Genomic DNA, 13,041 nt, shown 5'->3' with positions numbered 1-13,041 from the left:
GGGCCTGGACCCGGGTCGTGGTGCGGCGCGCGACGCCGGAGGAGGTCGACACCTTCGGGTGACGAGCGCGCGTACCGGCCGGCGGGGACCGCGCATCAGGACCGGTCGGCAGACCGCCCCGGTCAGGACGACCGGCCTCCGTCGCCGCCACCCGCGTCGATCGCCGCGAGCAGCTGCCGCTCGGCATCGGCGAGGTACTCGCGCAGCGTCGCAGCAGCCTCGGCGCGGCGGCCCCGCTCGAGCAGGTCGACGATCCGGGCGTTGCGCTCCAGATAGGGCTCGTGGAAGCGCGCGTCGTCGTCCATCAGGTGGAAGACGAGGCGCATCTCGGTCAGCACGCCCCGCATGAGCTGCTCGGCCCGGGCGCTGCGGCCGATCCGCGTCAGGGCGAGGTGGAAATGCTGGTTGGCCTCGGCGACGACCTCCGGGTGACCGCCGTCCCGCCCCTCCCGGGCCTGCTCGACGATGGCCCGCAGCTCGGCGACGGCCGCCGGCGAGCACCCCGGCCCGTACTCCACGGCGGCCGGCTCGACGAGCTGTCGCGTGGCGTACAGGTCGGTCACGTCCGCCCGCGACGGGGTCGCGACGAAGACCCCGCGGTTGGGCTCGCGCACCGCCAGGCGCTCGGCGACGAGAACCCCGAACGCCTCGCGGATCGTGTTGCGCGAGAAGCCGATCCGCGCACTGATCGTCTCCTCCGTCAAGCGGGTCCCCGACCGTATGGCGCCGTCGACGATCTGCCGGCGCAGCACGTCGGCGACCCGTTCCGACGCCGACGGCGCGGCGGCGAGATGGCCGAGGTGCTGGAGTGCGGCCGCGAGGCCATCATTGGACACAAGGACACTCTAGGCGGCAACGAGAAGATCCTTGGATCGAGGTATTGCGGGATTGTTCAACAATCCTCTAGAGTTGTGGCTCTGGTCACAAGGAAGTGACCGAAACCGAAAGGCCACGCGTATGGACGAGAAGCTGACCCAGGCCGAACAGGCCGACACCAGCGCCGCCGCCGGCGGCATGAGCGGACGAAGTGCCCTGCTCGGCGCCATGTTCCTGATGGCGACCTCGGCGATCGGGCCGGGGTTCATCACCCAGACCACCGACTTCACGATGAAGATGGGCGCCGCCTTCGCGTTCGTGATCGTCACCTCCGTCCTCGTCGACATCGCCGTCCAGCTGAACGTCTGGCGCGTCATCGGCGTGTCGGGGCTGCGCGCCAACGAGCTGACCAACCGGATCGTCCCCGGCCTCGGCTGGGTGCTGTCCGCGCTCGTCCTGCTCGGCGGCATCGTCTTCAACATCGGCAACATCTCCGGCACGGGCCTCGGCACCGACGCGATGTTCGGGCTCGAGCCCAAGATCGGGGCGCTGATCTCGGCGGCGATCGCGATCGCGATCTTCCTCGTCAAGAAGGCGGGCGCCGCCCTGGACCGGATCGTGGTCCTGCTCGGCGTGGTGATGATCGGCCTGACGACCTGGATCGCCGTCACGAGCCACCCCCCGGTGGGGCTGGCCCTGAAGAACACCGTCCTGCCGGACCAGCTCAACTTCCTGGCCATCACCACCCTGATCGGCGGCACCGTCGGCGGCTACATCACCTACGCCGGGGCGCACCGGCTCGTCGACTCGGGCCGGATCGGGCGGGAGCACGCGACCGAGATCAGCAAGACCTCCGTCATCGGGGTGCTGGTCACCGGCGTCATGCGCGCGATCCTCTTCCTCGCCGTGCTCGGCGTCGTCCACGCCGGAGCCAAGCTGGCCGCCGACAACCCGTCGGCGAGCGCCTTCCAGTACGCGGCCGGCGAGTTCGGGCTGCGCGCGTTCGGCATCATCTTCTGGGCCGCCGCCCTCACCTCGGTCATCGGCGCCAGCTACACGAGCATCTCGTTCCTGACCACCCAGCGCACCTCCGAGCGCACCCGTGACCTCGCGACGGTCGGCTTCATCGTGATCTGCTCGGTGCTGTTCCTGCTGCTCGGCAAGGCGCCGGTCAAGCTGCTCATCTTCGCCGGTGGCTTCAACGGGCTGATCCTGCCGATCGGGTTCACCGCGATCCTCTGGGTGGCCTGGCGGCGTCGCGACCTGCTGCACGGCTACGCCTACCCGAAGTGGCTGCTCAGCATCGGCGTGCTCGCCTGGCTGCTCACCCTGTTCCTCGGCTGGGAGTCCATCTCCGGCCTGCAGAAGCTGTGGGGCTGACATGACGACCATCGACCTGAACTCCGACCTCGGCGAGTCGTTCGGCACCTGGCAGCTCGGCGACGACGCCGCGATGCTCGACATCGTCTCGAGCGCCAACATCGCCTGCGGCTTCCACGCCGGAGATACCCTGACCCTGCAGCGCACCTGCGCCCAGGCTGCGGAGCGGGGCGTCGTCATCGGCGCCCAGGTCGGCTACCGCGACCTGGCCGGGTTCGGGCGGCGCTTCATCGACATGGCGCCCGACGAGCTGACGGCGGACATCCTCTACCAGCTCGGCGCGCTCGAGGCGATGTGCCGGGTGGCCGGCACCCGGGTCGCCTACGTCAAGCCGCACGGAGCCCTCTACAACACCGTCGTGCGGCACGAGGCGCAGGCGGCTGCCGTCGTCGCGGCCGTCGTCGCCTACGACCGCCACCTGCCCCTGCTGGGGCTGCCCGGTTCGGCCCTGCTGCGCCACGCAGCCGAGGCCGGCCTCACCACGGTCGCCGAGGCCTTCGCGGACCGGGGCTACACCCCCGAGGGCACGCTCGTGTCCCGCCGAGAGCCCGGCGCGCTGCTGCACGACCCCGAGCAGGTGGCCGCCCGGATGGTCCGGCTCGTCACCGAAGGCCGGATCACCGCCGTCGACGGCATCGACGTGACCGTCCGGGCAGACTCGCTGTGCACCCACGGCGACTCCCCCGGCGCGGTCGTCATGGCCCGAGCCGTGCGGGAGGCGCTGGTCGCCGCCGGCGTCCGGATCCGGCCCTTCGTGAGCCGGGACTGACGTGTCGTCCACCGCCGCCACGCCGGCCCTGCACATCCTGCCCATGGGGGATGCCGCGCTCCTGCTCGAGACCGACGACATCGACTCCGTGCTGGCGCTCGAGGCCGTCCTGGCCCCACTGGCCGGGGCCGGCCCGGGAGTCTGGGGGCAGGTCGAGGACGTCGTCCCCGCCGCCCGCACCATCCTGCTGGTCGCGCGCCCGGAGACCGACCTGCGCGCCCTGGCCGACGCCGTCTCCGCGGCCACGGCGCCGGACCGGGCCGGAGCGGACTCCCCCGCCGGAGACAGCACCACCCGCACCACCCGCCGGGTCGAGATCCCCGTCCGGTACGACGGCCCCGACCTGGCGGAGGTGGCCCGGCTGGTCGGGCTCACCCCCGAGCAGGTCGTCGCCGCCCACACCGGCACGCCATGGCGGGTCGGGTTCGGTGGCTTCGCCCCGGGCTTCGCCTACCTCGTCGACGGGGACGCCCGTCTCGAGGTGCCGCGCCGGGCCGAGCCGCGCACCCGGGTGCCCGCCGGCGCCGTCGGCCTGGCCGGGCAGTTCAGCGGGATCTACCCCCGCGAGTCGCCCGGCGGCTGGCAGCTGCTCGGCACGACCGACGCCCCGCTCTGGGACCCCGACCGCGACCCGCCCGCGCTGCTCACCCCCGGCACGACCGTCCAGTTCGTCGACGCAGGCGGCCGCTGATGGCCCACCTCGAAGTCCTCGCCCCCGGCCCGCTCACCCTCGTGCAGGACGCCGGCCGGCTCGGTCACATGGACGTGGGCGTGGGTCGTGCCGGCGCCGCCGACCAGGCCTCCTACCACCTCGGCGGCCGGCTGCTAGCCAACCGGCCCGGCGCAGCCGCACTCGAGGTCACCTTCGGCGGGCTGCAGGTGCGCACCCACGGCGCGGTGACCGTGTGCCTGACCGGCGCACCCGCACCGGCCCTCCTCGACGGCCGCCCGGCCCCCCACGCCGCCCCCTTCCCGATGTGCGACGGCCAGCAGCTCAGCCTCGGTATGCCGCCCACCGGCCTGCGCACCTACCTGTCCGTCCGCGGCGGGCTGGCGGTCCCCGCCGTCCTCGGGTCGCGTTCGAGCGACACCATGTCCGGGCTCGGGCCGGCCGCGGTCGCGGCGGGCGACCGGATCCCGGTCGGCGGCGACGTCGCCGGATACCCCGACGTCGACGTCGCGCCCGTCGCGTGGCCCACGGCCGGGGTCGTCGAGCTCGGCGTGCTGCCCGGCCCCCGGCGCGACTGGTTCACCCGCCCCGAGGCGCTCGCGGAGGGCTGCTGGGTCGTCTCGGGACGCAGCGACCGCAAGGGGGTCCGCTTCGAGGGCAAGCCGATTGAGCGGCATACCGACTGGGCGCAGGCCGAGCTGCCGAGCGAGGGGATGGTGCGCGGCGCCATCCAGGTGCCACCGGGCGGGCAGCCCGTCCTGTTCCTCAACGACCACCCGGTGACCGGCGGGTACCCGGTGATCGGCGTCGTCCGCTGGGCGCACGTCGACCGGGCGGCACAGCTGCGCCCGGGCCAGCAGGTCCGATTCAGATGGGAGAAGTGATGAGCACGAGCACGTCCACACACCAAGCCCCCTCGCTGCCGGAGGACCCGGCTGCCCTCTCACCGATGGCTGCTCGTCGGCTGTTCGCCGACGGGCTGACCGTCCCGACGTCGGGGTGGTGCGCCGGGTACGCGCAGGCGAACGTCATCGCGGTGCCGAAGGTTCTCGCCTTCGACATGCTCCTGTTCGCGCAGCGCAACCCGAAGCCGTGCCCCGTCCTGGAGGTCCTCGACGCCGGTGAGGTGCGCGGCGGGGTGCTCGGCGGGGCGTCGGGGACCGGCGACATCCGCACCGACGTGCCGCTCTACCGGGTCTACGAGCGGGGCGAGCTCGTCGCGGAGGTGCCCGACGCGAGGGCGCACTGGCGCGAGGACCTGGTCACCTTCCTGGTCGGCTGCTCGTTCACCTTCGAGCACCCGCTGCTCGAGGCGGGCGTGCCCGTCCGGCACATCGACGCGGGGCGCAACGTGCCGATGTACGTCACCTCGAGACGGTGCCGCTCCGCGGGTGCGCTCGGCGGGCCGTTGGTCGTCTCGATGCGGGCCATCCCGGCCGACCAGGTCGCCGACGCGGTCCGCGTCAGCTCCCGCTACCCCGCGGTGCACGGCGCGCCGGTCCACGTCGGCGACCCCGGGGCGCTGGGCATCGCCGACCTCGACGCGCCCGAGTTCGGCGACCCGCCGGTCGTCGAGCCCGGCGACGTGCCGGTCTTCTGGGCCTGCGGGGTCACCCCCCAGGCGATGGTCATGGAGTCGCGTCCCGAGATCGCGATAACGCACGCGCCGGGGCACATGCTGGTCACCGACGCGCGGGACAGCGGGTACGCCGTCCCCTGAGCCGCCTGACCGGCTGGACATAGCGGGCATCGCGAGAGGACCGTGGAGGGACGCGCCGTACCACGACGCCCGTCACGACAGGGGCACCATCGTGAACGACCAGCTGCGCACCCTTCGGCGACCGGTCTTCCTCGCCGCCTCGATCATGTTCGCCGCCGGGGCGCTGGCAGGGTGTGCGGGGCCGCCCCCGCCGACCAGTCCGCCGGCGACGACGGGCTCCCCGGTGACGAGCTTCACCACGCCGCCGCCCGAGCCGACGACCACCTCGTCGCCGACGACCGCCTCGTCGCCGGGCACCCGCGGCGACGGCGGGCCCATCGTCAGCCTGCCCCGCCTGCCCATCGGGGGCGACGCGGTCACCGACGAGGACGACCCGGCGCTCCAGTGCGTCGCGGTCAGCTGGATCGTCACCAAGTCTCCCTACCCGGACATCCCACCGGGCTATGCCGTGGAGATCACCGGGGCGACCTTCTCCGGTAGGGGATTCGAGGTGGTCCGCGGTCCCTGCGGGTCGGACGCCCCGGCCTGTGTCGGAAGGATCATGCGGGCCGGCGCCATCCGGTGCTCCCTGGCGGTCCGGGCCCGGCCCGACGCCGACCCGGACGTCACCGTCTCGGTCGGACTGAAGGGAATCGCCTACTGTCCGAGCGCCGGACAGCGCTGCCGGCAGTTCGTCGACGCCGTGGCTCGCGAGCCGGGGGTCACCATCCGGCTCAACCCGCCTCCTGGCACCGCGACGAGCAGCACCGGGCCTGAACAGAGCACCGGCCCGATCCCGGGGTCGGGCAACGGCGTGACGACCAGCAGTGGTGGCTGATGACCGAGGCACAGCATGCCTCATGGGAGCGCTGGCTGAGCATCGGCGGCAGCATCGTCGCCCCGATCACGGCCATCAGCACGCTGCTGTTCTACTTCGGCTATGTCTCCACCAGGGCCCAGTACCTGTACTTCGGCCTCGACGTCGACACCGTCGGCCTGACCACCCAGGACTTCGTCATGCGCAGCGGACAGCCCCTGCTCGTGCCGCTCATCGTCCTGCCCCTGGTGGCCGCGCTGGCCGTCGTCACGGCCCGCGGTCTGCGGCCCTGGCTGGTCCGGCACTCCGCGGCGAGCACGGTGGTCGGAGCCGTCCTGCTCGGGACTGGTCTCGGCCTCGTCTTCGCCTATGCGCCGCTCGAGGGCTGGCCGTACTACCCGCTCGTCACGCCCCTCGTGGTGGCCGCGGGAGGCACGGTGACGGCATACGTCATCGGTCTGCGCGGCGCACCGGTCGCGGCCCGCGTCGGGCTCTGGGTGCTCGTCGCAGCCGGGGTGTTCTGGGCGAACGCGACGGTTGCCCAGTGGTCCGGGGCCGGTCTCGCCCGAGAGCAGGCGGCCCACCTCGAACAGCTGCCCCAGGTCCTCTTCGACACCAAGGAGCGGCTCTACCTGCCCTACTCAGGCAGCGTCGAGACCGCGTTGCCGCCCGCCGAGGGCCAGCAGTTCACCTACCGCTACCGCGGGTGGCGGCTGCTCGTGCAGAAGAACGACCGGATGTTCCTGGTGCTCTGCCAACAGACCGGCAGCACGTGTGCCCTGAACCCGGACAGCCCCACCCTGCCGCTGACCGTCGACGGGGATGTCCGGCTGCAGTTCTTCGCGCCGTGAGCGTGCTGCTGCCGGTGCCGACGACCCGCCCCTGGCAGGCGCCGCGAACCGGGTGACGCAGCCGCTGGACCGGGCGCGGGTGAGCAGCCCGAGGGTGGGCGGTGGGCGCGGCGCGCCTCCGCGCGACCCCGCATCGGCACGACGGGTCACGACGTGGCAACCTCGTCCCATGACCTGGGCACCGACAGCAGAGTTCACCGCGGAGACGTGCTACCTCAACACCGCCTCGATCGGGCTGCCCCCACGGGCGGCGACGCGTGCCATGCAGGACGACATCGGGGTCTGGGCGGCCGGGCGGCGCGAGCCGGCCGACTACGACCCATTGGTCGAGCGCGCCCGTGAACGTTTCGCCGACCTCGTTCACGTCGACCGGTCCCTGGTCGCCATCGGCCACCAGGCCTCGCCGCTGGTAGGGCTCGTCGCCGCAGCCGTGCCGGACGGCGCGGAGGTCGTCGTCGCCGAGGGCGAGTTCACCAGCGTCACCTTCCCGTTCGCCGCCCACGCCGGGCGTGGGGTGCGGGTGCGGGAGGTGCCCCTGGACGAGGTCGCCGCCGCGGTCGGACCGGCAACCGCGTGGGTCGCCGTCGCGGCCGTCCAGTCCGGCAGCGGGGCGCTGGCCGACCTCGACGCGATCATGGCGGCTGCGCGGCGCCACGGCACGCGAGTCCTCGTCGACCTCACCCAGTCCGCCGGCTGGCTCGACCTCGACGCGAGCCGCTTCGACGCCACCGTGACGAGCGGCTACAAGTGGCTGCTCGGCCCGCGTGGCACCGCATTCCTCACCGTGGCGCCCGACGTCATCGGCCTGCTGCGCCCGCTCGCGGCGGGCTGGTTCGCCGGCGCCGAGGTCTGGTCGAGCATCTACGGGCTGCCGCTGCGCCTTGCCACCGACGCTCGACGGTTCGACGTCTCTCCGGGATGGCCCGCCTGGGTCGGTGCCGAGCGGTCGCTCGAGTTCCTGTGCGGGATCGGCCCGGTCGCACTGCAGGGCCACGCGCTCGAGGTGTCCCGCGCGTTCTCGGCCGCAGCCGGGCTCCCGGTGCCGAGCTCGGCGATCCTCTCACTGGAAGCCGTGCCCGGCGCGGACGCCAGGGTCTCCGAGGTGCTCGAGCAGTTCCACGTGGTGGCGGCGCACCGGGCGGGCCGGCTGCGGGTCTCGTTCCACGTGCACAACACCGTGGAGGAGGTGACCCCCGTCGGGGCAGCCTTGGCCGGTCTGGTCACCGTGGGCTGAGGGTGGCACGATCCGGTGGAGCTCCTCTCGTCCACCGCGCCACGGTCCTGGCCGGCGGGTCCTGGTGAGGGGAGAATCCAGGCATGAGCACCGACGAGCTACCGCCCGTGGCGGGCCGGGACCCACGCTGGTTCATCGTGGGGGTCTCGCCGGAGCAGGACCGGCTCGTCCTGCCCGTTGACGACCGGAGCGGGTCGTCCTCCGGGATCAGGATGGTCGAGGCGCTCGGCTCGGATGGCCGGTTCAGCGAGGCCGTCGTGGCCACCGCGCAGCGCCATCTCGTGCAGGGCGAGACGGTCCCCGGGCTGGACCCGATCGCGTTGTGGGCCGCGACAGCAACGACCTCGGATCTGCGCGAACAGCTCCGCGAGCCGCTCGGGGGCCTGGTTGACACCCTCGCCCTGCCCGGCGAGAACACCGGGCTGGTCTACCAGCCGGACTCGCCACGCCCCGGCTGCGCCGCGTGGCACGACGACGGTTTCGCCGTCGTCGAGGTACCTGCCGGCCTGAGCCATGTCGTGGTCAGCTACCAGGAGTCCGGCACCGCCGCGCTGTCCCGCACCGTTGCCCTGCACGCCCTGACCCGGGGCCGCCGTGACGGGATCGAGCAACCCCCGCCCGAGACGTTCGACACCGGGATCGAGTGGTTCTGTTTCGGCGGCGACAACACCGTGTCGCTGCACGGGAACGACCTGACGACATCGCCGCTGTCCGCGCGAGGCACCGGAACCGTACCGATCGAGACCGGTGGTCGCCACTGTGCCTTGTTGTTGAGACCGTGGCAATGGCTCGGCTCCCGTCTCGACCCGCCACGGTCCGATCCCATGTTCCAGACCAGGCTTGCCACCCACCTCGGCGCGCATCGTGATGCCGACCACTACCCGGAGGTGGCAGACGTGCCCGACCAGAGCCTCCCGAACGCGCTGGTCTGGGTGCACGGGACGGTCTCGTGTGGGCTACCCGGGGCGATCGAGCTGGCAAACCTGCTGGACCGGGCGGTCTACCGATACGAGCACGACACGTTCCGTGACATCGAGGAGAACGGCAGGGACCTCGCCGACCTGCTGAAGGACAAGCTGACGTCAGAGGCCGGCAGACTCGTGCTCGTCGGCCACTCCCGGGGCGGCCTGGTGGCCCGGGTGGCGGCCACCGTCATCAAGCAGCGCCGGAAGGACCTCGACCTGACGGTGCTGACCCTCGGGACGCCGCATCGGGGGACACCGATCGTCAACCTCGGCGAGCGCGCCTTACGGGCTCTCGTCGCGGCCACCACGTTCGGCCTGCGCGCCGTACCGGACCCGGCCTCGATGCTGCTGAAGTACCTCGTCCGCTACGCCCGGGTGCCCTCCGGGATCGGCGACATGGCGGCCGACGGCCCCTGGATCCGGGGCCTGAACGCCGGACCGGAGCCGCCCTACCCGATCATCTCGATCGGCGCCGACTACACGGCAGGAGCGAGACCGGAGTCCAGCGGCGTCAAGGCACTGGGCCGGCTGCGACCGCTCTTCGAGGCAGCGGGCACGCCGGAGAACGACCTCGTCGTCGCGCTCGCCTCGGCAACCGCGGTCGGGACGCGGGTGCCACTCGATAAGTCCTGCGGGCACTTCCAGTACCTGCAGGACCCGGACGTGCGCGGCAGGCTGCGGAAGCTGGCCCCCGGCCTGAGCCACGTCGCGCAGAAGCAGGCCGGGCTGCGCCGGATAGCACGCCGAATCCGCCCGAGGCCGGACTGATCAGCCGGCGAGCGCGGAGTGCAGGGCGCGCCAGTCGATCCCGCGTGGCGCCCGCGCGACGATGGTCTGCAGCAGCCCGAGCCGGGCCGCCCGCAGCTCCGGCTCCTGCGCCATCACGAGCACCTCGTCGAAGAACCGCTCCAGCTCGGGCACGACCGGCTCGGCGACGTCGGCCCACTCGGGTAGGGTGCCCGCGGCGAGGTCGGGCAGGGCCGCGACCTTCAGGTGCAGGGCCAGCTCCGCGTCGTCGCTGAGGGCCCCGGGGTCGTATGCCGCCGGGCTGCCTTCCGGGACAAGGCGGGTGATGCGCTGGGTGGCCTCGACGAGCCGCGGGAAGCCGTCTCGGCCGCGGATCGAGTCGATGTCGTGCAGGGCGGCTTCGGCCTTGCCCGGGGAGTCGGCGAGCGGCTGGACCGCCGCCGCCAGCGACACCGGCACACCTTCGTCGCGCAGCTGCTGCCCGAAGCGGGCCGTGACGAACTCCGTTGCGGTGTCGACAGATTCGGTCATGACTTCCAAGCCCTGGCGACGCAGCCGGGCGGCTGCGACCTCGAGACCGTGGCGCACCGAGATGCCCGACAGGGACGGGTGGGCCCGCAGGATACCGACGACGCCCAGGGCGGCCCGGCGCAGCGCGAACGGGTCCGACGACCCGGTCGGCTTCGCGCCCAGGGCGAACATCGCCATGAGCAGGTCGAGCCGGTCGGCCAGGGCGAGCAGGGCCCCCGGCTTCGTCGCGGGCAGCGCACCCCCTGCGGTGCGGGGCAGTTCCATCTCGTAGAGGGCGGTGGCGACCTCCGGGGTCTCGCCGGCCCGGGTCGCGTACTCGCGCGCCATCGTCCCGGCGAGGCTCGACAGCTCGACGACCATCTGCGAGGCCAGGTCGAACTTCGCGAGCTCACCGGCCCGCGCCAGGGTGCGCTCCTCGACGGCGGCCAGCTCGACGCCGCCGGCCAGCGTGAGAGCGGCGGCGACGTCGCCGATGCGGTCGGCCCGGTCGGCCATCGAACCGACCCGGTCCTCGAAGGTCAGCTTGGCGATGCCGGCCCGCAGGTCCTCGAGCGGCACCTTGAGGTCGGCGGCGTAGAAGAAGGCCGCATCCTCGTACCGGGCCCGCAGGACGTTCTCGTTGCCGTCCCGGACGAGCTCGTCGTCGCAGTCGCCGTTGGCCATCGTGACGAAGTGGGGCATGAGCGCGCCGTCGCCGGATCGCACTGGCAGATAACGCTGGTGCTTGCGCATCACCGTGGTGAGGATCTGCTCGGGCAGCTCGAGGTAGCGCTGCTCGAACGACCCGAGGATCCCGTGCGGCGTCTCGACGAGGTTGGTGATCTCGTCGACCAGGTCCGCCTCGGCCTCGACGTCGACTGTGCCGCCGACCGTGGCGGCGAGCGCGGCGGCCTGCTCCACGACGCTGGCTCGGCGGGCCACCGGGTCCAGGACGATCCCCCGCTCCTCGAGCTTGGGCACGAGCACCGCGGCGTTCTCGATGTCGACGAGGGGGCTCGCGGCCCGGCGGTCGACGTACGTCGTGCGCCCCGATCCCAGCCCGGAGACCTGCACCGGCACGACGGTCTCGCCCCAGAGCGCGACGACCCACCGGATCGGTCGGCTGTAGGCGAGCCCCGGGTCGCTCCACCGCATGTTCTTGTCGGCCCGCAGGCCCGAGATCACCTCGGCGAGAAGGGATCCCACCACCTCGCGCACGTCCCGTCCGGGTTGGTGCACCGCGACGGCGACGTGCTCGACCCCGTCGAACTCGGCCCGGACCAGGTCGGACACGGCGACCTTCTGACCGCGCGCGAAACCTTCGGCGGCACGGGTCGGGTTGCCGTCGGCGTCGAACGCGGCGGCTACCCTCGGGCCCTTGCGCAGCACCTCGGCGTCCGGCTCGTGCCCAGCCACGTCGACCACCAGGGCGATGACCCGCCGCGGCGTGCCGACCACCGACACGGCGCCGTGCGGGAGCCGGGTCGCCCCGAGCCCGTCGACGAGCGCGGTGCGGACCTGCTCGATCGCCTGGTCGACGACGTGCGGGGGCAGCTCCTCGACACCGAGCTCGAGAGCCAGCAACCGCGGGGCCGCGGCCGCGAGATCACCCGGCTGGGCGGCATACTCGCCGGTGGCTCCGCGGGTCGGCGGGGTGATGGCACGCCCCCGCATCGGTGGCAGCTCGTTGGCCATCAGGGGGAACCCGAGCTCCTCGCGCCGCTCCACCCACAGGCGGGAGACCTCGCGGGCCAGCCGGCGCATCGTGCCGAACGCCTTGGCGCGCTCGGTCGTCGAGATCGCGCCGCGCGAGTCGAGGACGTTGAAGGCGTGCGAGCTCTTCAGGACGTAGGTGTGGGCGGGCACGGGCAGGCGGGCGTCGATCATCCGCTGCGCCTCGGCCGTGTACGAGTCGAAGAGCACCTGGTTGGTGGGGACGTCGGCGTCATCGAGGTAGTAGCGCGACATCTCGTACTCGCTCTGGCCGAAGACCTCGCCGTAGCTGATGCCGGGGGCGTACTCCATGTCCTTGAAGTGGGTCTTGCCCTGCAGGGCCATCATGATCCGCTCCATGCCGTAGGTCAGCTCGACCGACACGGGCTCGAGGTTCTGGCCGCCGACCTGCTGGAAGTAGGTGAACTGGGTGATCTCCATGCCGTCGAGCCAGACCTCCCAGCCCAGGCCCCACGCCCCGATGGCCGGCTGCGCCCAGTTGTCCTCGACGAAGCGGACGTCGTGGGCGGCCAGGTCGATGCCGAGCGCCTCCAGCGACTCGAGGTAGAGCTCCTGCGGGTTGCCCGGGTCGGGCTTGAGGATGACCTGGAACTGGGTGTGGGTCTGCAGCCGGTTGGGGTTCTCGCCGTAGCGGCTGTCGTCGGGACGCACGCTCGGCTCGACGTAGGCCACCCGCCACGGCTCGGGGCCCAGCACACGCAGGATCGTGGCCGGGTTCATCGTGCCGGCACCGACCTCGGTGTTGTAGGGCTGCACGACCATGCAGCCCCGGTCGGTCCAGAACCTCTGGAGGGTCAGCAGGGCGTCCTGGAAGGTCAGCGTGGAGTTCTCGGGCACCCGCCAAGGCTA

Annotated in this window: 11 protein-coding genes; 9 read left to right on the top strand and 2 right to left on the bottom strand. The window is 72.6% G+C overall.

Annotated features, from left to right (window positions below; all coding sequences use genetic code 11):
• Positions 1-122 precede the first annotated feature (122 nt).
• Positions 123-836, bottom strand: coding sequence for a GntR family transcriptional regulator (locus tag WMI84_RS05065; RefSeq protein ID WP_347350983.1), 714 nt, complete (start codon positions 834-836; stop codon positions 123-125).
• Between the two features lie 178 nt (positions 837-1,014).
• Between WMI84_RS05065 and WMI84_RS05060 the strand changes: the two genes are divergently transcribed.
• From WMI84_RS05060 to WMI84_RS05020, 9 genes are all read left to right on the top strand, one after another.
• Positions 1,015-2,196 carry an NRAMP family divalent metal transporter gene (locus tag WMI84_RS05060; protein WP_347350984.1) on the top strand — a complete coding sequence of 394 codons (1,182 nt, stop codon included), beginning with the start codon at positions 1,015-1,017 and terminating at the stop codon, positions 2,194-2,196.
• Position 2,197: 1 nt separating this feature from the next.
• On the top strand, positions 2,198-2,965 hold the full coding sequence (locus WMI84_RS05055; protein ID WP_347350981.1) for a 5-oxoprolinase subunit PxpA: 768 nt from the start codon (positions 2,198-2,200) through the stop codon (positions 2,963-2,965).
• Position 2,966: 1 nt separating this feature from the next.
• The gene (locus WMI84_RS05050) at positions 2,967-3,656 is read left to right on the top strand and encodes an allophanate hydrolase subunit 1 (protein ID WP_347350980.1); all 690 of its coding nucleotides are present in this window, start codon (positions 2,967-2,969) and stop codon (positions 3,654-3,656) included.
• Positions 3,656-4,519, top strand: coding sequence for a biotin-dependent carboxyltransferase family protein (locus WMI84_RS05045; protein ID WP_347350978.1), 864 nt, complete (start codon positions 3,656-3,658; stop codon positions 4,517-4,519). The genes WMI84_RS05050 and WMI84_RS05045 overlap by 1 nt, the downstream gene beginning before the upstream one ends.
• Positions 4,519-5,355 carry a putative hydro-lyase gene (locus WMI84_RS05040; RefSeq protein ID WP_347350976.1) on the top strand — a complete coding sequence of 279 codons (837 nt, stop codon included), beginning with the start codon at positions 4,519-4,521 and terminating at the stop codon, positions 5,353-5,355. The genes WMI84_RS05045 and WMI84_RS05040 overlap by 1 nt, the downstream gene beginning before the upstream one ends.
• 91 nt (positions 5,356-5,446) lie before the next feature.
• The gene (locus WMI84_RS05035; protein WP_347350974.1) at positions 5,447-6,172 is read left to right on the top strand and encodes a hypothetical protein; all 726 of its coding nucleotides are present in this window, start codon (positions 5,447-5,449) and stop codon (positions 6,170-6,172) included.
• Positions 6,172-7,002, top strand: a complete 831-nt coding sequence (locus WMI84_RS05030) for a hypothetical protein (RefSeq protein WP_347350972.1) — start codon at positions 6,172-6,174, stop codon at positions 7,000-7,002. The genes WMI84_RS05035 and WMI84_RS05030 overlap by 1 nt, the downstream gene beginning before the upstream one ends.
• A gap of 169 nt (positions 7,003-7,171) precedes the next feature.
• Entirely contained in the window at positions 7,172-8,236 is a 1,065-nt protein-coding gene (locus WMI84_RS05025; RefSeq protein ID WP_347350971.1) for an aminotransferase class V-fold PLP-dependent enzyme, read from the top strand.
• An 83-nt stretch (positions 8,237-8,319) separates the two neighbouring features.
• Positions 8,320-9,969 (top strand): hypothetical protein, encoded by a 1,650-nt coding sequence (locus WMI84_RS05020; RefSeq protein WP_347350970.1) that lies wholly within the window; start codon positions 8,320-8,322, stop codon positions 9,967-9,969.
• On the opposite strand, the gene WMI84_RS05015 is transcribed toward WMI84_RS05020, so the two are convergent.
• Positions 9,970-13,029 (bottom strand): glycine--tRNA ligase, encoded by a 3,060-nt coding sequence (locus WMI84_RS05015; RefSeq protein WP_347350968.1) that lies wholly within the window; start codon positions 13,027-13,029, stop codon positions 9,970-9,972.
• Positions 13,030-13,041: the final 12 nt, after the last annotated feature.

It is taken from the genome of Intrasporangium sp., assembly GCF_039812505.1.
Taxonomy (GTDB): Bacteria; Actinomycetota; Actinomycetes; order Actinomycetales; family Dermatophilaceae; genus Intrasporangium_A.
This window is presented reverse-complemented; position numbering and strand designations above follow the sequence as displayed.

Coding starts and splice junctions, on each gene's coding strand:
- WMI84_RS05030 (WP_347350972.1), top strand. CDS start 6,172: ATGACCGAGGCACAGCATGCCTCATGGGAGCGCTGGCTGAGCATCGGC.
- WMI84_RS05060 (WP_347350984.1), top strand. CDS start 1,015: ATGAGCGGACGAAGTGCCCTGCTCGGCGCCATGTTCCTGATGGCGACC.
- WMI84_RS05040 (WP_347350976.1), top strand. CDS start 4,519: ATGAGCACGAGCACGTCCACACACCAAGCCCCCTCGCTGCCGGAGGAC.
- WMI84_RS05025 (WP_347350971.1), top strand. CDS start 7,172: ATGACCTGGGCACCGACAGCAGAGTTCACCGCGGAGACGTGCTACCTC.
- WMI84_RS05045 (WP_347350978.1), top strand. CDS start 3,656: ATGGCCCACCTCGAAGTCCTCGCCCCCGGCCCGCTCACCCTCGTGCAG.
- WMI84_RS05055 (WP_347350981.1), top strand. CDS start 2,198: ATGACGACCATCGACCTGAACTCCGACCTCGGCGAGTCGTTCGGCACC.
- WMI84_RS05020 (WP_347350970.1), top strand. CDS start 8,320: ATGAGCACCGACGAGCTACCGCCCGTGGCGGGCCGGGACCCACGCTGG.